Origin of the sequence: Actinomadura sp. J1-007 (assembly GCF_009793335.1) — a bacterium.
Classification (GTDB): Bacteria; Actinomycetota; Actinomycetes; order Streptosporangiales; family Streptosporangiaceae; genus Spirillospora; species Spirillospora yumaensis.
Map to the genome: position 1 here is coordinate 435,050 of NZ_WING01000003.1, position 24,356 is coordinate 459,405.

The following is a 24,356-nucleotide window of genomic DNA, read 5'->3' on the forward strand; positions in this document are numbered from 1 at the left end:
CACGCGCCGTTCCGCGCCCGGTGTCCGGTTCGGCGTTGGAAATTCGGAATGCGGTGTGGGGCCGGGGACAGTACGGTTTCCTCTGTTCGATCACGGGGAGGTCGCCGATGGCCAGGCTCAATCAGATCATCGCGGTGGAGAAGGGCGCCAAGACGCGCAGCCAGCGCGAGCTGACCGACATTTACCACGCCCTCCAGAAGCCCGCGCTGCTGTCGGGCATCTCGCGGACGTACCGGCCGAAGGACGAGGAGGGCGAGACGCTGCCGCCCGAGTCGACCAAGGTGCAGGTGAAGGCGGAGGACGCGCTGCGCGACGCCGCGAAGGCGCTGACCCGGCTGTTCGACGTGGTCGCGACCAAGGACTGGGCCAACCGCGAGGCGCGGGCGGACGTGGTGGTCGACGGCCGCACGATCGTGGAGTCGGTCCCCGTGACGTACCTGCTGTTCCTGGAGAAGCAGCTCACCGACCTGCACACGCTGGTCGGCAAGCTGCCCGTGCTGGACGCCGCCGAGTCGTGGTCCTACGACGAGGGCCAGGACGTGTGGCGGACCGAAGCGGTCGAGACCGCGCGGACCAAGAAGATCCCGCGGGCGCACGTGCTGTACGAGGCGACCGACAAGCACCCGGCGCAGGTCGAGACCTACACCGAGGACGTCATCGTCGGCACCTGGACCAAGGTGGCGTTCTCCGGGGCGCTGCCCGCGCGGCGCGTCAACGAGCTGCGCGACCGCGTCGAGAAGCTCCAGTCGGCGGTCAAGTACGCCAGGGAGGAGGCGAACGCGGCCGAGGCGCCCGAACGGCATGTGGGCGAAGCGGTGTTCGCGTACCTTTTCTCCTGAACCCACGAACTCCCCCGCTGGAGCGCGGGGGCGCGCCCCACAGGATTCACGGGGCGTGAAGCTGAGGATGAGGCTCAGTCTGATTCAACGGCCGTCAGTGGAGGTTCGAATCCTCCTCCGGGCATTCGGGCCCGGATAGCCCAAGCAGGTAGAGGCGGGCCGGGTCAACTTCAGGCTCTCGCTCCAGATTCAGCATTCCTTCCGTTCATCGCCGGATCGAACGGGAACGGGCGGGGTTCGCCGAGATGCCAGTTCAATTCTGGCTCGCCGCTCTTCGTGCGGCGGTGGTCTAAAGGAAAGACGCGGCGACATGACGACTGATCCGTTCCCTTAAAAGCCGCCGGCGTGTGCAGTCGAGCGGGAGACCCAGGGCCCCGGGGCATGGGCAGTCCCCGGGGCCCGCCCCCGTTCCCGCCCGTTCCCGCCATCCGCACGGCGCTTCCGTTATACGGTTCAGGTTCCGTATGCTGAAACACGACGGTGCGGACGAGCGGGATCGAACGGGAAGCCGGGGTGGTCGGGCCATGGACGCCGACAAGCCGAAGGGCCAGCCGGACTCGGTCCGCGTGCTCACCAAGGCCATGGCCGTCCTGGAACTGCTGGCCGAGTCCGAGGGGCCGGTGCCGCTGAACGAGATCTCGGCGCGGCTCGGGCTCAACAAGAGCACCTGCCACCGGATCCTCAACACCCTCGTCGGCGGGACGTTCGTCGAGCGCGCGGCGCCCGGCAGCTACCGGCTCGGGATCGGGGTGTTCCGGGTCGGCAGCGCGATGGCCCGGCACCTGGACGTCCGGGAGCGTTCGCTGCCCGCGATGGAGGGCCTGCACCGCACGACGGGCGAGACCGTGTTCCTGTGCGTGCCGCGCGACGGCGAGGCGGTCTGCGTGGAGCGGCTGGACGGCCGGTACGCCTCGACGCACTTCCTGCGCCTCGGCGGGGCGCTGCCCCTGCACATCGGCGCGGCGCCGCGCGTGCTGCTCGCGGCCCTGCCGGACGCGGAGGTCGACGCCTACCTGGCCCGCCCGCTGGAGCGCAACACCCCCGACACGCCGGCGACGGCGACGGAGCTGTGGCCGGAGATCACCCGGATCCGCGCGGCGGGCCGCGCGGTGAGCCGCGACGACGTGGTCCCGGGGGTCAAGGCGTTCGGCGCGCCGGTGCGCGACCACACCGGACGTGTCGTGGCGGCGCTCAGCCTGAGCGGGATGGCCGCGCACATCGCCGACGAGGCCGAGACGGACGTCCTGGACGCGGTCGCGGCGGCGGCGGACGAGGCGTCCGCCGCGATGGGCCACCGCCCCGCCCCTGACCCGCACCCCCTCCCCCGCTCCCCTCCTTCGCTTCCGACGCACACCGACACACGTTCCCGACGCTTCGCGCGCGGCGGCCCGGCATGGGCCGCCGCGCGCTGCGCGTGTGCGGGCGGTGGCGGTTTCGGCGTCACTTGACACGGGTTGTCGGGGCGTTACATCCTCATCCTGTTCCGTATTACAGATTCCGTTTCGGATTGTGAAATCTTATGAGCGATGTGGTGGCGGCCGACGCGGCGCACCTGTGGCATCCGTTCACCCGGCAGCGGGACCACGACCCGGCCCGGATGGTGGCCTCCGGCGACGGCGCCTGGGTGACCGACCTCGACGGGCGCAGGCTGCTCGACGGGTTCTCCGGGCTGTGGTCGGTCAACCTCGGCTACGGCCGCGCCGACATCGTCGCGGCGATCCACCGGCAGCTGGAGACGCTGCCGTCGGCGTCGCTGTTCGGGCAGGGGCACCCGACGGCGGCGCGGCTCGCGGAGAGGATCGCCGCGCTGTCGCCCGGCGGGCTGAACCGGGTGTTCCTGTCGCTCCAGGGCGCGCAGGCCGTCGAGACCGCGATGAAGCTGGCGCGGCTGTACTGGCGGGCCCGCGGCCGGACCGACAAGACGATCATCGTGACGCGGGACCGCGCGTACCACGGCACCGCGTACGGCGGGACGAGCCTCCAGGGCATCGCGGCCAACCGGCTGCCGTTCGAGCCGACGCTGCCCGGCGTTCGGCGGATCGGCGCGCCGCACCCGTACCGCTGCCGGTCCTGCGCGGGCCCGCGCCCCGCGTCCTGCACGCTGGCCTGCGCGGACGAGCTGGAGACGCTGGTCGAACGGGAGGGCCGCGACCGGATCGCCGCGGTGATCGTCGAGCCCGTCATGGGGTCGGGCGGGGTGATCCCGCCGCCGGACGGCTACCTGCGGCGGCTGCGCGAGCTGTGCGACCGGCACGAGGTGCTGCTGGTCGCCGACGAGGTGATGACCGGCCTCGGGCGCACGGGCCGCTGGTTCGCGGTCGACCACTTCGGGGTCGTCCCGGACGTGCTGCTGATGGCCAAGGGCCTGACCGGCGGCTACATGCCGCTCGCCGCGACCGTCACCACCGACGCGGTCTACGAGGCCGTCACCGGCCGCGACACCGCCGGCGCCGAGTTCCCGACCGGCAACACCTGGGACGGGCACCCGCCGTCCTGCGCCGCCGCGCTCGCCACCCTCGACGCGCTGGAGAACGAGCGGCTGGTCGAACGGGTCGCGGAGCTCGCGCCGCTGTTCGCCGCGCGGCTGCGGCGGCTGGAGGGCCGGCCCGGCGTCGGCGACGTCCGGACGTTCGGGCTGATCGGCGGCGTGGAGCTGGTGAAGGACGTGGCGACCGGCGAGCCGTACCCGCCGGAGACGGGCGCGGCGGCGCGGTTCGCCGGGCACTGCCGGCGGCTCGGACTGATCGTACGGCCCCTCGCGGACGGCGGGACGGTGGCGCTCGCGCCGCCGTTCGTCGTGTCCGAGGCGGAGCTGACGCATCTCGGCGACGTGCTCGCCGAGGCCCACACGGCGACGATGGAGGAGCTCGAAGGATGACCATCCCACCCCCGGCACGGCCGGGCGCGCCGAACTGGTCGGCCGCCTCACCGAGCGGGCGCGGTTCGTCCGGCTGGAGACGGTGCGGCTGTCGCGGATCGCGGGCGCCGGCCACTACACCGCGGCGTTCTCCGCGGCGGAGATGTTCGCGGCGCTGTACTACGCGGCGCTGCGCTACGACCCGTCCCGCCCCGACCTGCCCGGACGCGACCGGTTCGTGCTGAGCAAGGGCCACGCGGCGATCGGCCTGTACCCGCTGCTGGCCGACGTCGGCTTCTTCCCGGCGTCCGACCTGGACACCTACACCCGGCTCGGCAGCCCGTTCGGCGACCACCCGGACATGAAGCGGATCCCCGGGATCGACTTCAGCTCCGGGTCGCTCGGGCACGGCCTGTCGGTCGCGCTCGGGATGGCGCTCGCCGGGCACCGCGCGGGGCTGCCGTACCGGACGTGGTGCATGCTCGGCGACGGCGAGCTGCACGAGGGGCAGATCTGGGAGGCCGCGATGGCGGCCGGGCACTACCGGCTCGGGCGGCTGGTCGCGCTGGTGGACCGCAACCGGCTGTGCATCGACGGGCTGACCGACGACATCATGGGCGTCGAGCCGATCGAGGACCGCTTCGCGGCGTTCGGCTGGCGGACGCGGCGCGTGGACGGCCACGACCTCGACGCGCTGCTCGACGCGTTCGGCGCGCTGCCCGACGAGCCGGACGGGCCGCCGACGGTGATCGTGGCGGACACGGTCAAGGGCCGCGGCGTCCGCCGGATGGAGTACAGCGCCGACTGGCACGTGGGCAACCTCGTCGGCCAGGACTACGACGACGTGGTCGCCGAGCTGGCCGCCGGGCTGCGCCCGGTCGAGCCCGCGGCGGCCGGGACGGAAGGGGCGGCGCGATGACCGCGGGATTCGACGCGCAGGACCAGGCGGAGATCTTCCGGGGGACGGCGAGCGGCGTCACCTCGCTGAAGGACGCCAAGTCGTTCGACGGGACGGACACGCGGGCGATCCCGGCGTTCGTGTTCGGCGAGGAGCTGGCCGACATCGCCGACCGCGACGAGCGGGTGGTCGTGCTGACCGCCGACCTCGCGCGCTCCAACCGGGCGGGCGACTTCGCCGAGCGGCACCCCGGCCGCTTCTACAACCTCGGCATCGCCGAGAAGAACATGGTGACCGCCGCGGCCGGGCTGGCCTCGACGGGGCTGGTGCCGTTCGCGGCGACGTTCGCGTCGTTCTCGGCGCTGCTGTGCTACGAGCAGATCCGCACCGACTGCGCGTACCCGAAGATGCCGGTACGGGTCGTCGGGCACCACGCCGGCATGTCGATGGGGTTCTACGGCACCAGCCACCACGCGCTGGAGGACCTCGGCATCCTGCGGACCATGGCGGACCTGACGGTGGTGTGCGCGACCGACGCCAACCACCTGCGGGCGCTGCTGCGGCTGTCGATGGACCGCCCCGGCGCGATGTACATCCGGCTCGGCCGGGGCCGCGACCCGGAGGTGTACCCGGAGGTCCCGGAGCTGGAGATCGGCCGGGCGGTGCGGCTGCGCGAGGGCGCCGACCTGACGATCATCGCGACGGGCACGGAGGTCCGGCCGTCCCTGGACGCCGCCGAGGCGCTCGCCGCCGACGGGATCGCGGCGCGCGTCGTGGACATGCACACGATCGCGCCGCTGGACCGCGAGGAGGTCGTCGCGGCGGCCCGCGAGACCGGCGCGGTGCTGACCGTGGAGGAGCACAACGTGACCGGCGGGCTCGGCACGGCGGTCGCCGAGACGCTGCTGGAGTCGGGCGCGCCGCGGGTACCGTTCCGCAGGCACGGCGTCCCCGACGAGTACGTCCCGGTCGGGCCGCCCGCCGCGCTGTACGCCCACTACCGTCTGGACGCCGCCGGGATCGCGGCCGTCGCCAGGGAGGTCCTCGGATGACGACGATCGACGCCGAACTGCGCGGCCGGGCCGAGGCCGTCATCCCCGGCGGGATGTACGGGCACATGGACGTGCGGGCGTTCGGCGACGCGCACCCGCAGTTCATGGCGGGCGGCGACGGCTGCCGGATCACCGACGTGGACGGCCGCACGTTCCTGGACTTCATGTGCGGGTGGGGGCCGATCGTGCTCGGCCACCGGCACCCGCGCGTGCAGGAGGCCGTCGCGGCGCAGCAGGCGCTCGGCGACTGCCTGAACGGCGGGTCGCCGCCGATGGTCGAGCTGGCCGAGCTGCTGGTGGGCACGGTCGCGCACGCCGACTGGGCGATGCTCGCCAAGAACGGCACCGACGCGACGACCACGTGCGTGACGATCGCGCGCGCCGCGACCGGGAGGCGCCGCGTGCTGACCGCGCGCGGCGCGTACCACGGGGCGGCGCCGTGGTGCACGCCGCGCGACGCGGGCGTGCTGCCCGAGGACCGCGCGCACCTGCGGCACTTCGAGTACAACGACCTGGACTCGCTGCGCGCCGCCGTCGCCGACGCCGGCGACGACCTGGCGGCGGTCGTGGTGTGCCCGTTCCGGCACGACCTGCGGCGCGACCAGGAACCGCCCGACCCGGCGTTCGCCAAGGGGGTGCGGGAGCTGTGCGACGCGACGGGCGCCGCGCTGGTCCTGGACGACGTGCGCGCCGGGTTCCGGCTGGACCTGGCGGGGAGCTGGGAGCCGCTCGGGATCCGCCCCGACCTGTCGGCGTGGTCGAAGGCCATCGCGAACGGGCACGCCTTGGCCGCCGTGACCGGCTCGGACCGCTTCCGGGCGGGCGCCGAGCGGATCTACACCACCGGGTCGTTCTGGTACTCGGCGGCCGCGATGGCGGCGGCGATCGCGACGATCACCGAGCTGCGCGACACCGACGCGCTGGCGCGCATCGAGCGCGCCGGGACGCGGCTGCGCGCGGGCCTGGACGCCCAGGCGCGCGCGCACGGCTTCGAGGTCGTCCAGACGGGGCCGGTGCAGATGCCGGTGCTGCGCTTCGCGGGCGACGAGGACTTCGCGCTCACGCGGGCGTGGACGGACGAGGCGGCCCGCCGCGGCGTGTACCTGCACCCGTGGCACAACTGGTTCATGAGCGCCGCGCACGGCGACGCCGACATCGACGACGCGTTGGAGCGCACCGACGACGCGTTCGCCGCGCTCGCCCGCCGCTGACCCGAGGACCGCGCACCGACCGCGAAAGGAGGCGCCCCCCACCAGGGGGCGCCTCCTTTTCCGTGGCGGTCAGCGCGGGTCGCGGGGCGGGACGGGGTCGTCCTTGTCGATGAACGCCCGCAGGACGTTGCCGGTGATGCGGGCGGTGTCGTTGTCGCAGTCGTCGTAGGCGACCGCGCTCATCCAGGCGATCGACCCGACGGAGAACACCGCTCCCCCGCCGGGACGGCGCAGCAGGACCACGTCGGAGCGGACCTTCGGGTCGCCGAACGCGGGCGCCGCCGCCCCCGACACCTTGCGGGTCAGCTCGTCCGGCGCGAGCACGATCTTCTCGGAGTGGCCGAACGAGCCCGCCAGGATCCACGCGTCGCCGGGGGTGCCGAGCAGCGGGTCGGCGCGGTCGATCTCGTCGCCGGCGGCGCCGCCGAGGCCGAGTCCGACCGCGCCGAACTCGTCGGCGTCCACGCCGTCGAACACCCACGCCACGGCCGGGTCGCGCGAGTCGTCCGTACGGCGGTAGGGGGACGCCTTGTCGAAGCCCTGCGCGGTGAACCCGACGCCGGCGACGCGCTGCGGGGCGCGGCCCCGGTACCGCCACAGGCCGCCCGGCTCGCCGGTGGTGCTCAGGTGCACCTCGCCGGGGTCGGAGTCCCACACGCGCACGCCCGCGTTGCCGCGCCGGATCTCCACGACGTGCGGGGCCTCGGCGTGGCGGCCGGTCACCCAGTAGAACCCGTTGCCGCCGAGGTACATCAGCCGCCCGCCGGACCAGGTGTGCTCCTCGTACGCGTCGAGCATCGCGCCCGACAGGTACTCGGGGTGGGTGCCGGTGAGCACGACGCGGTGCCGGTTCAGCAGCTCGGCGCCGCGCTCGTGCACGTCGTCGTCGGTGGCGACGGCGTACCGGACGCCCAGCGCCTCCAGCCAGTGCACGATGTAGAGGTCGGCGGCGAAGTGGCGCAGGCCCTTGGTGGTCGGGGTGAAGTAGGTGGGCCGCATGTTGGGGATCGGGCGCAGCCGGGAGGAGTACGCGACGCCGCTGCCGTCGGAGTGGTGGTCGTACAGGGACCGGCCGTACTCGGGGTGCTCGACGAGGAACTCGTCCACCGGGTCGGGGGCGCGGTCCTCGCCGTACATCTCCCTGCGCTGCTCGCGCAGCTCGACGTAGGTGCGCCAGTTCGCGTACGCCAGGTACGTCCAGGTCGGCAGGACGAGCAGCACGGGCGCGGGGCCCGCCTCGGGCGCCTCGCGCACGACAAACGGGATCCGGTCCTCCGTCCGCTCCTCCGGTCCGTCCTCGGCGTCCGGCCCGGAGCCGTCCGCGCGGACGTGCAGGGCGTAGACGCCGCTCGGCAGGTCGTCCGGGACGGTGAAGCGCAGGTCGGTGTCCCAGCCGGCGTCGGCGAGGTCGTCGTCGTGGAAGTGGATCGCGGAGAACTCCTCGGGCGCGGCCCGGAAGTCCATCTCGCGGCCCGTCCAGTGCGGGCCGGTCATGGCGCGGGTCGGCATGTTGACCAGCGTCGCGGTGACGGGGCGCGGCCCGCGCCCGGGGACGCGGACGGAGTGCTGGTCGCGGGAGAAGTCCCAGGCGGCGAGCAGCGCGTCCCCGAGGACCGCGGCGGGGTCGCCGCCGGCGCGGAGCCGTTCGGCCTCGTCGCGGGACGGCGCGCGGGTCAGCAGGGCGGGGTGGGAGATCTTCCCGTTGAACGGCGCGCCGCCTCCGGGCGCCGCGGCGGCCAGCACCTCGGTGACCGGCGCGGGCGCGGGGACGGCGGCGGTGAGCCGGACGCGCGTCTCGGCGGCCGGTCCGCGGCGCGGCGCCTGGAGGAGGACGGCCTCGCCGGTGGACGGGTCGTACCCGGCCGCCGCGAAGCACCACTCGCGTTCGCGCGGGGCGGTGCCCGTCGCGGCGAGGACGTCGCCGCCGGGGCCGAGGAGGGCGAGCCCGTCGCGGGTCAGCGCGAGCGAGAACGACCGGCCGCCGGGCGCGGACGCCGTGAGGACCGCCTGCGGCCGGTCGAGTCCGGGCAGCGTCGGCCAGATCCAGGCCGCGGCGCCGAAGCCGTCCGCGGGTACCGGCTCGGGCAGTGCGGCCCGCGCGTACGATCCGGCGCGCGCGGTCTGCTCGCGGCCGGGGTAGGCGCCGTCGAGCGCGGACGGGACGGCCCGTTCGACCATGTCGTGGGTGCGGCCGGGGGCGCCGCCGCGCACGAGCCGGACCAGCCGCGCGCGGTACCGCGGCAGGGTGGTGCTGATCTTGAACTCGACGACGTCGCCGGGGGCGGCGGACAGCCGGTCGGCATAGCCGACGATCTTCACGTGGTCTCCTTACGGTGCTACGAGTTGGCCCAGGTGGTCCACTGCCGGGTGGCCTCGTCGAGGTTGCGCGCCCACCAGCCGTTGTCGCGGGAGACGACCGTCCCGCCGGTGTGGTAGCTCGGCATGAACTCGCGCAGCAGCGGGGTCGGGGCGGGTCTGGCGGCGGTGTTGGCGGGCGTGTACGGCAGGGCCTGGGCGAGGGCGGTCTGCGCCGGGGCGCTGACGATCTGGTTGATGAGCCGCATCGCGCGGTCCTTGTGCTTGGAGCCCTTCACGACGCTGAGGGTGTCGGAGTAGCGCAGCGCGCCGTTCCAGGTCACGCCGAGGTCGGCGCCGTTGCGCTTGGCGTCGTAGGCGCGGCCGGGCCAGGCGAGCATCATGTCGATCTGCCCGGTCTCCAGCGCCTGGGTCTGCTGGGCGCCGGTCGTGAAGAACGTCAGGTCCTCGCGGATGGTGTCGAGCTTGCGGAACGCGCGCGCGTAGTCGAGCGGGTAGAGCCGGTCGGGGCGGACGCCGTCGGCGAGCAGGGCCGTCTCCATCCCGGCGTCCTTGGCGTAGTTCATGATCCCGCGCCGGCCGGGGAAGCGGCGGGTGTCGTAGTAGTCGGCCCACGACCGCGGCGGGCGGTCGCCGTACTTCTTCCGGTTGTAGACCAGCAGGAAGGCCGACTTGATGAACGGCACGCCGCACGGGCTGACGGTGGACGGGTCGAGCGCGGACCGGTCCACCACCGAGTAGTCGATCTTCTCGAAGAGCTTGCCGCACATCGCGATCGACCGGTACGGGCTGGAGTAGAACACGTCCCAGGTCGGGTGCCCGGAGTCGACCATGGCCTTCAGCTTGGCCTCGTTGTTCGGCGAGTCGTCCAGGACCGTGACGCCCTCGCGCTCGCGCAGCGGCTCGAACGCGGCGGTGCGCAGCGCCTCGTTCATGCTGCCGCCGGTGCCGGCGAAGACCACGGGGTTCTCGGCGCTGGCGAGGGTGCAGGCGGAGGCGAGCAGCGGCGCGCACAGCCCCGCGGCCAGCCACCGGCCCCGGCGGCGGATGTCGGATGTCACGCTTCGTCCCTCCCAGAGGATGCCCAGGGGTTGCCGGTGGCGGCGGGCCGCACCGTGCGTTCCGTATCGCGGAATCTTCCCCGTATAACGGAACGGTTCGAGAATGCTGGGCCGCGCTCCCCGCTGTCAAGACTCCGCCCGGCCCGCGCACCTGCGAGATCACCGGAACGCCCCGCCCGCGGACGGCCGGGACGATCACCTCGGGGCCGCCGCGCGGAGAGCCTCTTGACATGGCGGTGAGACGAGCGCCACCCTACGTTTATCGCAATACGGTGCGTATATCGCATTATGAAACGCTGCGGCGTGCTTCGCGGTAGCCGGATGAAAGGTGAGATGCGGATGGCTGAAGCGACCGCGCTCGGCCCGCCCCCCGACGCCGCGGCGGCGCCCCGGCGGCACGGCGCCGCCGCGGCCCGTCCGGCAGGGGCGCCGCCCTGCTGCTGCCCGGCCTGGTGGTGGTCGCCGTCGTGTTCGTCGTGCCGATGGCGCGGCTGGCCTGGCTCAGCGTCACCACGCCCGAGACGGGCCTCGCCAACTACCGGGACGTGCTGACCGACGGCGTCAGCCTCACCGTCATCTGGCGGACGCTGCGGATGATGCTCGTCGTCACCGCCGTCTGCCTGCTGTTCGCCTACCCCTACGCCTACGTCATGACGGTCGTGCCGCCCCGCACCCGCGCGGTGCTCACCACGATCGTCCTGCTGCCGTTCTGGACGAGCCTCATGGCCCGCACGTTCGCCTGGGTCGTCCTGCTCCAGAAGGGCGGCCCGGTCAACGACGCGCTCGCCGCGCTCGGGCTCGGCGACGTGCGGCTCGCGGGCTCGGCGACCGGCGTCACCATCGCGATGGCGCAGGTGATGCTGCCGTTCATGGTGCTGCCCCTCTACTCGTCCATGCGCGACGTGGACCGCGCCCTCGTGCCCGCTGCGCTGAGCCTCGGCGCCCGCCCCGCCGTCGCGTTCCTGCGCGTCTACCTGCCGCTCACCCTGCCGGGCGTCGCCGCCGGGACGACCCTCGTCGCGGTCCTGTCGCTCGGCTTCTACGTCACCCCCGCGCTGCTCGGCTCGCCCAAGGAATCCATGATCGCCCAGTTGATCGCCGTCAAGGTGCAGGACGTGCTGGACTTCGGCGCCGGCGGCGCGCTGTCGCTCACCCTGCTCGTCGTGGCGCTCGCGCTGCTCGGGCTCGTCGCCCGCTTCGTCCGGCCCGGCGCCGCGCTCGGCATGTCCGACGAGGGGGACCGCCGATGAGCAGGGTGTCCTGGCCGCTGCGCGCCGTCACCGCCCTCGTCGCGGTCTGGCTCGTCGTCCCGACGCTGATCGTGATCCCGCTGTCGTTCACCGACCGGGCGAGCTTCGCGTTCCCGCCGAAGGGCTGGTCGCTGCGCTACTACGAGCGGTTCTTCACCGACTCGGGGTGGCTGATCGCGCTGTTCAACTCCGCGCAGCTCGCGCTGATCGTCACCGTCGTCGCGACCGCGCTCGGCAGCGCCGCCTCGTTCGCGCTCGTCCGGTCGCGGTTCCGGGGCGCGGGCGCGCTGAACGGCCTGCTGATGGCCCCGATCGTCGTCCCGACGATCATCGTGGCGATCGCGGTGTACGCGACGTTCCTGCGCTGGGGGCTGGTCGGCACGGCCGCCGGGTTCGTGCTCGCGCACACCGTCCTCGCCACCCCGTACGTGATCGTCACGGTCACCTCCGCGCTGCGCACGTTCGACCGCCGGCTCGAACGCGCCGCGGCCAGCCTCGGCGCCACCCCCTGGGCGACGCTGCGGCACGTCACGCTCCCGCTGATCCTGCCCGGCGTCGCGTCCGGCGCCGTCTTCGCGTTCGTCACCTCGTTCGACGAGGTCGTGGTGTCGCTGTTCATCCAGTCGCCCGAGCTCCAGACGCTGCCGGTGCGGATGTTCTCCGGCGTCACCAACGAGGTCGACCCGACCATCGCGGCGGCCTCCACCGTCGTCGTGGCCATCACCACGGCGCTGATCCTTCTCCCCCAACTGCTGAGGCGGAACACCGACCATGCCTGACCACTCCCCCGGCGCCGGCGTCCGCGTCCGCGACCTCACCAAGCGCTTCGGGAGCGCCGCGCGGCCCGCCGTGGACGCGGTGTCCCTCGACGTGCGCCCCGGCGAGTTCATGACGTTCCTCGGCCCGTCCGGCTCCGGCAAGACCACCACCCTCAACATGATCGCCGGGTTGGAGGGCGTCACCGGCGGCGAGATCCGCATCGGCGACCGCGACGTCGCCGCCCTCCCCGCGCACCGCCGCGACCTCGGCGTCGTCTTCCAGCAGTACGCGCTGTTCCCGCACATGACCGCCGCGCAGAACGTCGCGTTCCCGCTGCGCCGCCGCAAGCTGCCGAAGGCCGAGATCGCCGAGCGCGTCGCCCGCACCCTGGACCTCGTCCGGCTCGGCGACCACGCCGACCGGCTCCCCCGCAAGCTGTCGGGCGGCCAGCAGCAGCGCGTCGCCCTCGCCCGCGCCATCGTGTTCGACCCCCGCGTCCTGCTGATGGACGAGCCGCTCGGCGCCCTGGACAAGAAGCTGCGCGAGCAGCTCCAGATCGAGATCGCCCGGCTGCACCGCGAGCTCGGCGTCACCGTCATCTTCGTCACCCACGACCAGGAGGAGGCCCTCGCCCTCTCCGACCGGATCGCGGTGTTCAACGAGGGCCGCATCGAGCAGGTCGGCACCGCCTCCGACCTCTACGAACGGCCCGCCACCCGGTTCGTCGCGGCGTTCCTCGGCGACTCCAACGCCTTCGAGGGCACCCTGTCCGGCGGCCGGCTCGCCGGCGACGGCCTCGACCTGCGGGCCCCCGCCACCGACCTCCCGGACGGCTCCCGCGCCGCGCTGATCGTCCGCCCCGAACGCCTGCGCCTCTCCGGCGCGCCGGGCTCCGGCGACAACGCCGTCTCGGCCGACGTCACCGACATCGTCTACCAGGGCGCCTTCCGCAAGGTCCTGATCCGCTTCGGCAACGGCGGCGCCGGCTGCGTCCGCGAGGCCATCGGCGCCCTGTCCGACATCGCCCCCGGCGACCGCGTCACCGTCCACTGGTCACCCGACCACGCCGTCCTCGTGCCCGCCTGACGACCGGCGCGCCCGGAGCCGTCCGTTGCCGCGGGCACAAATCCGCGTCCCGAATGTGCGTTCGCGCCTATGGGACTCCGGGCGCGCCGATCCTAGGGTCGGGACGTCGTCACCCGGACGGCACAGGGGGATGACGAAGGGCCAGAACGATGTCCACCCGTGTCAGACGCGTCCTGCGGACGGTACTCGCCTCCTGCGCCGGCCTCGCCGTGTCGGCCGCGGCCCTCCAGGGCCCCGCCGACGCCGCGCCCGCCGAGGTCAAGCCGCCCGCCCAGGACCCCTTCTACACGCCGCCGTCCCCGCTGCCCGCGGGCGGGCCCGGCGACGTCATCAGGTCGCGGCCGTCGCCGTACCCGTCGTTCGGCGACGCGAAGGCGTGGCAGGTCCTCTACCGGTCCGAGTCGGCGAAGGGCGACCCGATCGCGGTGTCCGGGACGGTGGTCGTCCCCACCAAGCCCTGGAAGGGCCCGGGCAAGCGCCCCCTCGTCTCGTACACCGTCGGCACCCGCGGCCTCGGCGACGCGTGCGCGCCGTCGTACACCCTCGCGCTCGGGCTCGACTACGAGGAGCTGTTCATCGCCGACGCGCTCAGCCGCGGCTGGTCGGTCGCGGTCACCGACATGGAGGGCCTCGGCACCCCCGGCCAGCACACCTACGAGGTCGGCCGGTCGCAGGGCAAGGCGGTGCTGGACGTCGCCCGCGCCGCGGAACGCCTGGGCGACGCGGGGATCGGCACCGGCGGCCCCGTCGGCCTGTGGGGCTACTCGCAGGGCGGGACGTCGGCGGGATGGGCCGCCCAGCTCGCGCAGTCGTACGCGCCGGAACTCCAGGTGAAGGGCGCCGCCGCGGGAGGCGTCCCGGCCGACCTCCTGGCGGTGGCCAAGAACCTGGACACGGGCCCGTTCGCCGCCCTGATGTACATGGCGGCCGTCGGCTACGACGCCGCGTACCCCGAGCTGAACTTGGACGGCTACCTCAACGACGCGGGCAGGAAGCTGCTCAAGAGCAGCCAGGACGTCTGCCTGCTGAGCTTCGACGGCGTCTCCACCCTGTTCGGCACCGCCTTCAAGAAGATCGGCGACTTCACCACCAGGAACCCGCTCGACCAGCCCGACTGGCAGGCGAGGCTGGCCGAGAACAAGCTCGGCGGCACCGCGCCGTCCATGCCGGTCTTCCAGTCGCAGGCCGTGTTCGACGAGATCATCCCGTTGCAGCAGGCCGACGCCCTGCACAAGGACTGGTGCGCCAAGGGCGCGAACATCACCTGGAAGACCTACGCGTTCGCCGAGCACCTCCTCGGCGCCCTGTGGGCCGAGCCGGACTCCGCGACGTTCCTCGCCGACCGCTTCGCCGGCAAGCCCGTCCAGGGCAACTGCTCCGCCTGACCCCCGCCTCGCCGCCGGGCCCCACCCCCTCCGGGTGGGGCCCGCCCCATCCGGCCGTCCGACCACGCGGCTCTCAGGGCCGCAGGAGCAGCAGCGGCTCGAAGCGCTGGACGGTCGTGGAGCGCAGTCCGGGCACGGTGTGGGCGTGCTGCCAGTCCGAGTCGTCGGCCAGTCGCGGCGGGCGGTGGGCGACGGCGTCGTGGTGGGCCTGGGACGAGGTCCACAGCGCGTAGTTGAGCACCTGCGCGCCGTCCAGGCCGAGGTAGAAGTGCGCGGCGACCAGCCCGTCGGCGGCGGGACCTTGTCGCCGGCGGTGAACAGGGCGTCGACCAGGTCCCGGGCGCGGTCGGGGTCGGGACCGTCGAAGGTGCGGGTGACCAGCACCGCGCACCCGGCCTCGGCCGGGTCCCGGTGGGACGGGGTGCTGCGGTGCCGCCGCCAGGCGACCACCCCGGCCCGCTCGATGCCCGGCACCGCCGCGTCGACCTCCCCCTTCCACGACGGGTCCTGCCCGGCGGCCGCGTCCGGCGCGTCGGCCGGCGACAGGTGCGCCAGCGTGGTCCCGTCGTCGCACGCCAGGAGCCCGTAGCCGCGCAGCCCGTCCCCGGGCCAGGGCCGCGCCCGCCACGCGCGCCCGATCGCGGCCGCGGCGGCCCGCTGCCGGTCAGGCGCGCCGGCCTTCCAGGAGCCCAGCACCAGGAACGCGGCATCGGCGGGATCGGGCGCCCTGCCCTCGTCGACCTGCACCACCGTGGCCTCCTCCGACACGCGACGACGAGCGAGGCCACCAGCATGGAACCTCCACCGCGGTCGAGGTCAAGGCGCGCCGGCGGCGCGCCGCGGTCCCGCTGAACGGCGCGCGTCCGGGACCGGCGCGCGGCGCGGCCGGTCCCGGGCGGCGGACGGTCAGAGTCCGGGGATCTCGCCGTTGCGGAACGCGTCGACGAAGAGGCGATGGTCGTCGCGGACGACCGACGCGTACTCCATCCCGAACGCGACCATCGCCTCCACGAAGGCGGACTCGTCCGCGCCGATCACCGCGCTGATCGCGTCCTCGACCTGGAAGCCGACCAGGGTGTGGTCGGAGTCGCTGTCCGACACGCAGTGGATCTTGGCGGTGGCGCGGCCGAGGTCGTCCAGCACCGACAGCATCTCGTCCGGCTCGGTCAGGCCCGACCAGTCCAGGTCCTCCTCGTACGGCGACAGCTCCTGGACGACGTAGCCGACCCCGTCGATCTGCGTGTGGCCGAGCCACGGGTCGGTGTTGGCCTGGAGCGCCCGCCGCGACACCGCCGTGCGGTGCCCGTGGTGCTCGAAGTAGTCGCGGATCCGCGCGTCGTCGACCACGCGGCTCGCCGCGGCGACGTTGCCCTGCTTCATGGACAGGACCACGTCGTTCTCCAGCGCCTGGCTGTGGCCCTCCACCAGCAGGTTGTACGCCGACAGCCCGGCCGAGCCGATCCCGAACCCCGAGGCGCCGACGATGTCCTTCACCCCGTAGGTGAGCGACCCGAACCGCTTCTCCTCAGGGATCGTCCTCAGGTACTCCTGGTAGGCCGCCTCGACCTTCGCGCGCTCGCCCTCGCCGAGCCGCCGCACGCCCGTGCGCGCGCGGAACCGCCGCTCGTGCTGGTCCACCAGCGTCATGCTGTCCAGCAGCTTGACCCGCGTGGACGACAGCGCGGCGATCAGCACGTCCCGCACGTACCCGTCGGTCGTGTCGAGCGTCAGCGCGAACCCGTCGTCGCCCTCGTGCTCCGCGAACACCCGCACCTGGTCGACGTAGGCCCGCACGTACGTCTCGATCAGCCGCCGGATGTCGGAGTCGGAGATCGCCTTGCTCCACGCCAGCAGCGCCAGGCTCGCCACCAGCCGCTTGACGTCCCAGGTGAAGTGCCCGACGTACGCCTCGTCGAAGTCGTTGACGTCGAAGACGAACACCCCGCCGTCGCTCATGTACGTGCCGAAGTTCTGCGCGTGCAGGTCGCCCTGGATCCAGACGCGGCTCGTGCGCTCGTCGGCCCACGGGTCCTCGTCGTCCACGATGTCGGCGTAGAACAGGCACGCGCTGCCCCGGTAGAACGCGAACGGGTCCGAGGCCATCTTGCGGAACCGGCGGCGGAACTCGGCGGGGCTGCGCTCCATCAGGTCCGAGAACGCCCCGACCAGCACGTCCACGATCTGCGCCCGCCGGTCCTTCGGGTCCCGCCGCCGCAGGTCCTCGGTGATGCTCGCCATCTGGCCCTCTCCCTCGATGAACGGACGTCGCCGCACCGCGCGCGCCACCGGCCCGCGCGGTGCGGCGTTCCGGGTCATTCTGCCGAATCCGCACCCACCCGGGCGGTGAACAGCCCACGAACCTCCGGCACCTCCCGGACGAGCCCGAGCGCCATCTCGGCGTGGCCCGGCACGTACCCGTTGCCGATCAGCATCGTCACGTCGGCCGCCAGCCCCTCCGCGCCGAGGGCCGCCGCCGGGAACGACGTCGCCATCGAGAAGAACACCACCGTCCCGCCCGGAGCCGTCGCGAGGATCGCGCCGTGCTCGCACCCCGGCACGTCCACGCACACCACCGTCACGTCGGCGGGCTCCCCGATCGCCGCCGCCACCGCCACCGGGTCCCGCGCGTCGGCCCGTACGACCCGGTCGGCGAGGCCCGTCGCCGCGAGCGCCTCCTCCTCCGCCTGCGTCGGGACCAGCCCGATCGTGCGGCCCGCCCCGGCGCGGCGCGCGGCGGCCAGCGACAGCGACCCGCTCTTGCCCGCCGCGCCCAGCACCGCCACGACCGGCCCCGGACGCCCGGCGGCGCGCTCGCCGCCGCGCCTGGCCGCCGACGCCACGGCGGCCCGCTCGGCGGCGAGCCGCTGGACCGGCGGCCGTTCGGCGTCGGGCCGTTCGGCGGCGCGGGTCACCACGCGGTGCGTGAGCGCGGGCGCGCCGCACACGTCCATGACCGACAGCGCGAGCGGCACCGGCAGGTCGTCGGGCAGGACGGCGGCGATCGAACGGGCGAACAGGATCGCGTGCCCCTCCGCCGGGACCTGCTCCGACAGACCGTCCCAGCGCGCCAGCCCGTCGGTGATGGCGAGCGGCGTCAGGGTGAGGGACACCAGCGTCGCGATCCGGTCGCCGCGCCGCAGCCCGAGCGGCGACTCCGGCCCCGCCTCCTCGACCACGCCCACCAGCATCCCGCCCGACCCGGTCACCGGGTTGTGCATCTTGCCGCGCTCGGCGACGATCTCCAGCACCTCGCGGCGGATCGCGTCCGGGTCTCCCCCGTGCGCGGTGTGGAGCTGCCGGTACGACGCGGCGTCCAGGTTGAGCCGCTCCACGCGCACCCGGACCTCGTCCGGGCGGATCCGGGGGTCGGTGTCGAGCCGCCGCGCCGCCTGCGGCAGCACCCCCGGCGGATCCAGCACGCGCCGGAGCCCCGCCGCGTCGCCCGCCGCGGGGCCCGCCACGCCGCCTCTTGCACCGCCGCCGGTCATCCAACGTCCCCTCTCGCCCTGAATGTCTGAATCGCTGTACCGCAAAATGTGCGGACCGCCCTGGTTTCATCGAAAGTCTTCCCGTAACGTCGGCCCCATACAAGACTTTTGTCTGACCAAATCGTTGCGCGAGGAGGGGTCGACGATGACCACTGCCCTGCACCCCGGGACGGGCGCCGCCGCCCGTCCCGCCACGCCACAGCCGTACGCCTACCGCCGGCGGCCCCTGGAGGAGCCCGACTGGCGCCGCCTGCCGGGCTGGCGGGACGTCGGCGCCGCCGAGTGGGAGTCGGCCCAGTGGCAGCGCGCCCACTGCGTCAAGAACGTGCGGCAGCTCCGCACGGTCATGGGCGGCCTGCTGGACGAGGCGTTCTACGCCGACCTGGAGCGCGACCAGGCCGAACGCGCCACGATGTCGATGCTGGTCACACCGCAGATGCTCAACACCATGGACGTGTCGTCGACCGAGGCGTTCTACGCCGACCCGGTGCGGCGCTACATGATCCCGGTGTTCGGCGACCGGCGCACCGACTGGCCCTCGCACCCGTACGCCACGCGCGACTCCCTGCACGAGGCGGAGATGTGGGCGGTCGAAGGGCTCACCCACCGCTACCCGACCAAGGTCCTCGCCGAGCTGCTGCCCACGTGCCCGCAGTACTGCGGGCACTGCACGCGCATGGACCTGGTCGGCAACTCCACTCCGTCCGTCGACAAGCACAAGTTCACGGTCAAGCCGACCGACCGGCACGAGGCCATGCTCGGATACCTGCGCCGCACGCCCGGCGTCCGCGACGTGGTGGTCTCCGGAGGCGACGTCGCCAACCTACCGTGGCCGCGGCTGGAGTCGTTCCTGTCGGCCCTCCTGGACATCGACAACATCCGCGACATCCGCCTGGCCAGCAAGGCCCTCATGGGCCTGCCCCAGCACTGGCTCCAGGACGAGGTCCGCGCGGGCATGGAGCGCCTCGCGGCCAAGGCGCAGGAGCGCGGGGTCCACATCGCGATCCACACGCACGTGAACGCCGCGGGCTCGGTGACGCCCCTGGTCGCCAAGGCCGCCCGCGCCATGCTCGACACCGGCGTCCGCGACGTCCGCAACCAGGGCGTCCTGCTGCGCGGCGTCAACGACACCCCCGAGGCCCTGCTCGACCTGTCGTTCGCCCTGCTCGACGAGGCCGGCATCATGCCGTACTACCTCTACATGTGCGACATGATCCCCTCCAGCGAGCACTGGCGCCTCGCGGTCTGGGAGGCGCAGGAGCTCCAGCACGCGATCATGGGCTACCTGCCGGGCTTCGCGACCCCCCGCATCGTGTGCGACGTCCCCTACGTCGGCAAGCGCTGGGTGCACCAGCTCGCCGACTACGACCGCGAGCGCGGCATCTCGTACTGGACGAAGAACTACCGCACCGCCCTGGAGGCGTCCGACCCCGACGCGCTCACCAGGCGCTACGAGTACTACGACCCGATCCACACGCTCCCCGAGGCGGGCCGCTCCTGGTGGCGGGCCGAGTCGGCCGCGTAGACGCGTCGGGCGGACGGCGCATCGCCGCCCGCCTTTACATTGTAGATCATCAACTGGGGCGCGCGCGGGCGCGGCGGCGATGATCCATGCCGGTTTCGTGGCGATATGCTCGTTCGAGTGATGGACGAGCCGACCTCCCGTTTCCCGATCGGGCGCACCGCGACCGTCGCCGCGCTGGAGGGCGACCCGCACCCGCTCCTCGCGCGGCTGCGCGCGGACGAGCCGGTGTCGTGGCTGCCCGCCCTCGACGGGTGGCTGGTGACCTCGCACGCGCTCGCGGTGCGGGTGATGCGCGACGCGGCGGCGTTCACCGTGGACGACCCGCGCTTCTCGACCTCGCGGCTGGTCGGGCCGAGCATGCTGTCCCTGGACGGCCGCACGCACACCCGGCACCGCGAGCCGTTCGCGCGGCCGTTCCGCCCGGCGCGCACCCGCGAGCGGTTCACCGCGTTCGTCGAGGCCGAGGTCGAACGGCTCGTCACCGGGCTCGCCCCGGCGGGCCGGGCCGAGCTGCGCGGCGCGTTCGCCGGGCCGCTCGCGGTCGGCGTCGTCGCCGAGGCGCTCGGGCTGGACGGGGTGGACGCCGCGACGATCCGCTCCTGGTACGGCACGTTCGTCGACGCGGTGTCCGAGCTCACCGCGGGCGGCGGCGTCCCGGAGCCGAGCCGCGAGGCGTACGGGCGGCTGCGGGAGGCGGTCGAGGCCGCGATCGCCGTGCCGGGCTCGGCCTCGCTGCTGGCCGAGGCCGCGCACCAGGAGGAGGGCCTGACCCCCGCGGAGGTCGTGTCGAACGCGGCGGTGCTGATGTTCGGCGGCATCGACACCACCGAGGGCATGATCGCCAACGCGGCGCTGCACCTGCTGGGCGACCCGGCCGGCCTGGACGCCGTCCGGGCCGACCGCGCGCCGCTGGACAACGCGATCGAGGAGTCGCTGCGGCTGGAGCCGTCGGCGTCGGTCGTGGACCGGTACGCGACCCGCGACGTGGAGATCGGCGGGGCGCCCGTCCGGAAGGGCGACCTGGTGCGGGTGTCGATCGCCGGGGCCAACCGCGACCCGGCGGTGTTCCCCGAGCCCGACCTGTTCGACGTGCGGCGGTCGAACGCGGCGGACCACCTGGCGTTCGCGCACGGGCCGCACTTCTGCTTCGGCGCGCACCTGGCGCGGCTGGAGGCGCGCACCGCGCTGGCCGCGCTGCTCGAACGGCTGCCCGGACTGCGCCTCGATCCGGACCGCGACGCCGCGGCGCGCGGGCTGGTCTTCCGCAAGCCGACGGAGCTGCACGTCGTCTGGGACGTCTGAGCGAACGTCCCCCGGACGCCCGGCCGTCCCGGTCCCCCGGGCCGTCCGGTGCCCCCGGCCGTCCGGTGCACCGGCGGCGCGTCCCGTACGGGCCGTTCTGTGGGACGATGCCGGGCATGATCGTGGAACGCCGGGTCGAGCTCAGCTTCGGGCGCGACAGCCGGGAAGCGGGGACGCACACCAACCTGTCGGCCGTGCGGCAGGACGGCCGCTGCCTGTGGGTGGCCGGCGACGAGACGGCCACCGTCGAGCGGCTCACCGCGCGCACCGACGAGCGGGGGCGGCTCGCCGGGTACGGGGCGCAGCGCACGGTCGCGCTCGCCGACCTGGTCCCGCTCCCCGCCGGCCGCGACGAGGAGGCCGACATCGAGGGCCTCGCGCGCGGCGGCGGCTGGCTGTGGGCGATCGGCTCGCACAGCCTCAAGCGCAAGAAGATCAAGCCGGGCCAGTCCGAGGGCAAGGCCCGCAAGCGGCTCGCCACGGTCGTCCGCGAGGACAACCGGTTCGTCCTCGCGAGGCTCCCCCTGGTGACCGGCGGCGACGGACTGCCGGAGGCGGTCGCCGAGGACGGGGACCGCACCGCCGCGGTGCTCGGCGGGCACGGCGACTCGATCACCGACCTGCTGGCGGACGACCCGCACCTCGCGCCGTTCCTCGCGATCCCGAGCAAGGACAACGGCATCGACGTGGAGGGCATCGCCGTGCACGGCGACCGGCTCTACATCGGGCTGCGCGGGCCGGTGCTGCGCGGCTGGGCGGTGCTGGTCGAGATCCGCCCCGAGACGCACCCGGACGACCCGGCGCGCCTGCGGCCGCGGCCCCTCGGCGACGGCGCCCGCTACCGCACGCACTTCCTGGACCTCGGCGGGCTCGGCATCCGCGACCTGTGCCCGCACGGCGACGACCTGCTCGTCCTCACCGGCCCCACCATGGACCTGGACGGGCCGGTGCGGGTCGTGCGCTGGAAGGGCGCGGCGAAGGTGGACGCCCCGGACGTCGTCCCGGCGGGCGAGCTGGAGGTCCTGGGCGAGCTGCCGTACGGCGACGGCGACGACCACGCCGAGGGCATCGCGGTGCTGGACGCGCCGGAGGGCGGCGGCACGCGGCTGCTGGTGGTCTACGACAGCCCGTCCGCCGAACGGCTCACCCCCGGCGGCGGCGTCCTCGCCGACGTCGTCGTCCTCGCGCCCTGACCCGGCGCGGCCGGCCACCCCGACCGCTCCGGACCCCCGCGACCTCCCCGAATAAGCGCTCGCTTTCGGCCTCTGCCAGGATGGACGCGCAACCCCGGCAGGAGTCGAAAGGCGAGGCGAGAATGATCGAGTGGTCCGAGGAAGACCTGATGATCCGGGACGCGGTGCGCGGCTGGATCGACGCGGAGGTCCGCCCCAACCTGGACGCCCTGGACGCGGGCGAACTGCCCCCGTACGACCTCATCCGGAGCCTCTACAAGACGTTCGGCATGGACGAGATGGCGCGCTCGTCGTTCCAGAAGCGGCTGGCCAGGGAGCGCGAGGGCGGCGCGGGCGGGCCCGGCGCGAGCGGGTCCGGCTCCGACGAGGAGCGGCCCGGCGGCGGCGACGCGGCCATGAACATGCTGCCGATCATCGAGCTGTGCAAGGTCTCCCCCGGCCTGGTCACCGCGATGGGCGTCAGCCTCGGCCTCGCCGCCGGGACGATCATGAAGCGGGGCACCCCGAGCAGAAGGAGCGCTGGGGGCTCGACCTGCTCACCATGGAGAAGGTCGGCGCGTGGGCCATCACCGAGCCCAACTCGGGGTCCGACGCGTTCGGCGGCATGCAGGCGACCGCGAGGAAGGCCGGCGACGAGTACGTGGTGAACGGCTCCAAGACGTTCATCACCAACGGGCCGTACGCCGACACGATCGTCTTCTACTGCAAGCTGGACGACGGCTCCGACCCGCGCGACCGCGAGATCCTCACGTTCGTGCTCGACCGCGGGATGCCGGGGCTGGAGCAGAGCAGGCCGCTGCGCAAGATGGGCCTGCACTCCTCCCCCACCGGCGAGCTGTTCCTGAACGACGTGCGCGTCGGCCCCGACCGGCTGCTCAGCGGCGGGTCGGGCGGCGGCCGCGAGTCGGCCAAGCAGAACTTCGTGACCGAGCGCGCCGGCGTCGCCGCGATGGCGCTCGGCGTCATCGAGGAGTGCCTGAGGCTGTCGGTCGAGTACGCCAAGGCGCGCGAGCTGTGGGGCCAGCGGATCGGCGACTTCCAGCTCATCCAGCTCAAGCTCGCCAAGATGGAGGTCGCCCGCCTGAACGTGCAGAACCTCGTGTTCCGGCACGTGGAGATGCAGCGGACCGGCCGCACCCCGACGCTGGCGGAGGCGTCGGCGATGAAGCTGTACGCCGCGCAGGCCGCGAACGAGGTCGCGATGGAGGCCGTCCAGCTCTTCGGCGGGAACGGCTACATGAGCGAGTACCGTGTGGAGCAGCTCGCGCGCGACGCCAAGTCGTTCCAGATCTACGCCGGCACCGACGAGATCCAGGTGACCCACATCGCCCGCGACCTGCTGTCCCGCTGATCCGCGAAGGGCCCGCGGCGGCCGGTGAACCGGCCCCGAACTTCCGGTGACCGGGCGGCGTCGAACGTAGGCGGGGGGCGGGTGCGCGCGCCCGTCCTCCGCTCGGGGTCCTTCTGGACAGGCGACGACAGGATCTGGATACTCACAGCTATGGACGGTCAGCCCTCATATCCGGTGAGAGCGTCCGACATGGAGCGGGACCGGGCCCTGCGCGTCCTCAGCGACAGGGTCGCCGAGGGCCGGATGTCGAACGAGACGTTCGAGCGGCGCGTCGACCAGGTGCTGCGCGCCAAGAGCCAGGCCGAGCTCGCCGACATCGTGCACGACCTCCCGCCCGCCAGCCGCGTCGTCAACCGGCTGACCGGCATCATCTCCTCGGTGTCGCAGGTGACCGCGCGCATCGAGGCCGCCTGGCGCGCGCCGCGGCTGCCGCGGTTCGTGCTCCCGCCGGCCGGGCTGGCGCGGATCGTCGTCGGCCGCGCCCCCGGCTGCCAGTTCATCCTCACCGACCTCACCGTCTCGCGGTTCCACGCGGAGATCTACCAGGCCGGCGAGGGCTGGATGATCTCCGACCTCGGCTCGATGAACGGCACCCGCGTGAACGGCTGGCGGCTCACCGGCCCCGCCCGCGTCCGCCCCGGCGACGAGGTCGGCTTCGGCAACTCCAGCTTCATCGTCGCCGCCCCCTGAACCGCGGCCGTTCCCGCCTGACGTTCCGCCTGCCGCCCCGTCCGACGTTCCGCCGTGCTCGCCGCGCGCGGGGGTGACGGGCTCGGGGCGGCC

General features: G+C 73.7%; 22 protein-coding genes. 17 read left to right on the forward strand and 5 right to left on the reverse strand.

Annotation, left to right across the window (positions count from 1 at the left end; translation table 11 throughout):
- Positions 1-107 precede the first annotated feature (107 nt).
- The 6 genes from GEV43_RS43405 to GEV43_RS43430 all read left to right on the forward strand — a co-directional run bounded on the left by GEV43_RS43405 (position 108) and on the right by GEV43_RS43430 (position 6,857).
- Positions 108-839: a hypothetical protein gene (locus tag GEV43_RS43405; protein ID WP_160826467.1), complete on the forward strand. Its 732-nt coding sequence runs from the start codon at positions 108-110 to the stop codon at positions 837-839.
- A 524-nt stretch (positions 840-1,363) separates the two neighbouring features.
- Complete coding sequence (locus GEV43_RS43410) at positions 1,364-2,287, forward strand: IclR family transcriptional regulator (protein ID WP_160826468.1); 924 nt, start codon at positions 1,364-1,366, stop codon at positions 2,285-2,287.
- A 71-nt stretch (positions 2,288-2,358) separates the two neighbouring features.
- Positions 2,359-3,717, forward strand: coding sequence for an aspartate aminotransferase family protein (locus GEV43_RS43415; RefSeq protein WP_160826469.1), 1,359 nt, complete (start codon positions 2,359-2,361; stop codon positions 3,715-3,717).
- An 82-nt stretch (positions 3,718-3,799) separates the two neighbouring features.
- Positions 3,800-4,615, forward strand: coding sequence for a transketolase (locus GEV43_RS43420; protein WP_206681687.1), 816 nt, complete (start codon positions 3,800-3,802; stop codon positions 4,613-4,615).
- Positions 4,612-5,646: a transketolase family protein gene (locus GEV43_RS43425; RefSeq protein ID WP_160826470.1), complete on the forward strand. Its 1,035-nt coding sequence runs from the start codon at positions 4,612-4,614 to the stop codon at positions 5,644-5,646. The genes GEV43_RS43420 and GEV43_RS43425 overlap by 4 nt, the downstream gene beginning before the upstream one ends.
- Entirely contained in the window at positions 5,643-6,857 is a 1,215-nt protein-coding gene (locus GEV43_RS43430; RefSeq protein ID WP_160826471.1) for an aminotransferase class III-fold pyridoxal phosphate-dependent enzyme, read from the forward strand. The genes GEV43_RS43425 and GEV43_RS43430 overlap by 4 nt, the downstream gene beginning before the upstream one ends.
- A 69-nt stretch (positions 6,858-6,926) precedes the next feature.
- Here GEV43_RS43430 and GEV43_RS43435 read toward each other — a convergent pair whose 3' ends face one another.
- Together GEV43_RS43435 and GEV43_RS43440 are read right to left on the reverse strand one after the other, a co-directional pair.
- Positions 6,927-9,176: a N,N-dimethylformamidase beta subunit family domain-containing protein gene (locus GEV43_RS43435; RefSeq protein ID WP_160826472.1), complete on the reverse strand. Its 2,250-nt coding sequence runs from the start codon at positions 9,174-9,176 to the stop codon at positions 6,927-6,929.
- Positions 9,177-9,193: 17 nt separating this feature from the next.
- Positions 9,194-10,234: an ABC transporter substrate-binding protein gene (locus tag GEV43_RS43440; RefSeq protein WP_160826473.1), complete on the reverse strand. Its 1,041-nt coding sequence runs from the start codon at positions 10,232-10,234 to the stop codon at positions 9,194-9,196.
- A 452-nt stretch (positions 10,235-10,686) separates the two neighbouring features.
- Here GEV43_RS43440 and GEV43_RS43445 point away from each other — a divergent pair, with 452 nt between their 5' ends.
- The 4 genes from GEV43_RS43445 (at position 10,687) to GEV43_RS43460 (ending at position 14,714) form a co-directional block, all read left to right on the forward strand.
- Positions 10,687-11,484: an ABC transporter permease gene (locus tag GEV43_RS43445; protein WP_309240294.1), complete on the forward strand. Its 798-nt coding sequence runs from the start codon at positions 10,687-10,689 to the stop codon at positions 11,482-11,484.
- Entirely contained in the window at positions 11,481-12,263 is a 783-nt protein-coding gene (locus GEV43_RS43450) for an ABC transporter permease (protein WP_160826474.1), read from the forward strand. Before GEV43_RS43445 ends, GEV43_RS43450 begins: the two co-directional genes overlap by 4 nt.
- Positions 12,256-13,329, forward strand: a complete 1,074-nt coding sequence (locus tag GEV43_RS43455; protein ID WP_160826475.1) for an ABC transporter ATP-binding protein — start codon at positions 12,256-12,258, stop codon at positions 13,327-13,329. Before GEV43_RS43450 ends, GEV43_RS43455 begins: the two co-directional genes overlap by 8 nt.
- A 149-nt stretch (positions 13,330-13,478) precedes the next feature.
- Complete coding sequence (locus GEV43_RS43460) at positions 13,479-14,714, forward strand: lipase family protein (RefSeq protein WP_164717278.1); 1,236 nt, start codon at positions 13,479-13,481, stop codon at positions 14,712-14,714.
- A gap of 73 nt (positions 14,715-14,787) precedes the next feature.
- Here GEV43_RS43460 and GEV43_RS43465 read toward each other — a convergent pair whose 3' ends face one another.
- The gene (locus GEV43_RS43465; RefSeq protein ID WP_160826476.1) at positions 14,788-14,955 is read right to left on the reverse strand and encodes a hypothetical protein; all 168 of its coding nucleotides are present in this window, start codon (positions 14,953-14,955) and stop codon (positions 14,788-14,790) included.
- Positions 14,956-15,087: 132 nt separating this feature from the next.
- On the opposite strand from GEV43_RS43465, the gene GEV43_RS43470 reads away from it, so the two are divergent.
- Positions 15,088-15,303, forward strand: coding sequence for a hypothetical protein (locus GEV43_RS43470; RefSeq protein WP_160826477.1), 216 nt, complete (start codon positions 15,088-15,090; stop codon positions 15,301-15,303).
- Positions 15,304-15,620: 317 nt separating this feature from the next.
- Here the strand turns inward: GEV43_RS43470 and GEV43_RS43475 are convergent, their stop codons facing one another.
- Together GEV43_RS43475 and GEV43_RS43480 are read right to left on the reverse strand one after the other, a co-directional pair.
- Positions 15,621-16,952 carry a DUF2252 domain-containing protein gene (locus GEV43_RS43475; protein ID WP_160826478.1) on the reverse strand — a complete coding sequence of 444 codons (1,332 nt, stop codon included), beginning with the start codon at positions 16,950-16,952 and terminating at the stop codon, positions 15,621-15,623.
- A gap of 74 nt (positions 16,953-17,026) precedes the next feature.
- Positions 17,027-18,202, reverse strand: a complete 1,176-nt coding sequence (locus GEV43_RS43480) for a zinc-binding dehydrogenase (protein ID WP_160826479.1) — start codon at positions 18,200-18,202, stop codon at positions 17,027-17,029.
- A 145-nt stretch (positions 18,203-18,347) separates the two neighbouring features.
- Between GEV43_RS43480 and GEV43_RS43485 the strand changes: the two genes are divergently transcribed.
- The 6 genes from GEV43_RS43485 to GEV43_RS43505 all read left to right on the forward strand — a co-directional run bounded on the left by GEV43_RS43485 (position 18,348) and on the right by GEV43_RS43505 (position 24,263).
- A complete protein-coding gene (locus GEV43_RS43485; RefSeq protein WP_160826480.1) occupies positions 18,348-19,727 on the forward strand; it encodes a KamA family radical SAM protein in 1,380 nt (459 codons plus the stop codon).
- A gap of 105 nt (positions 19,728-19,832) precedes the next feature.
- On the forward strand, positions 19,833-21,029 hold the full coding sequence (locus tag GEV43_RS43490; RefSeq protein WP_241684495.1) for a cytochrome P450: 1,197 nt from the start codon (positions 19,833-19,835) through the stop codon (positions 21,027-21,029).
- A gap of 116 nt (positions 21,030-21,145) precedes the next feature.
- Positions 21,146-22,222, forward strand: a complete 1,077-nt coding sequence (locus tag GEV43_RS43495) for a DUF3616 domain-containing protein (protein ID WP_160826481.1) — start codon at positions 21,146-21,148, stop codon at positions 22,220-22,222.
- A 122-nt stretch (positions 22,223-22,344) separates the two neighbouring features.
- A complete protein-coding gene (locus GEV43_RS52760; protein WP_241684496.1) occupies positions 22,345-22,869 on the forward strand; it encodes an acyl-CoA dehydrogenase family protein in 525 nt (174 codons plus the stop codon).
- A complete protein-coding gene (locus GEV43_RS43500; RefSeq protein WP_241684497.1) occupies positions 22,764-23,573 on the forward strand; it encodes an acyl-CoA dehydrogenase family protein in 810 nt (269 codons plus the stop codon). Before GEV43_RS52760 ends, GEV43_RS43500 begins: the two co-directional genes overlap by 106 nt.
- Positions 23,574-23,723: 150 nt before the next feature.
- Positions 23,724-24,263 (forward strand): DUF1707 and FHA domain-containing protein, encoded by a 540-nt coding sequence (locus GEV43_RS43505; protein WP_160826482.1) that lies wholly within the window; start codon positions 23,724-23,726, stop codon positions 24,261-24,263.
- The last annotated feature ends 93 nt before the right edge of the window (positions 24,264-24,356 follow it).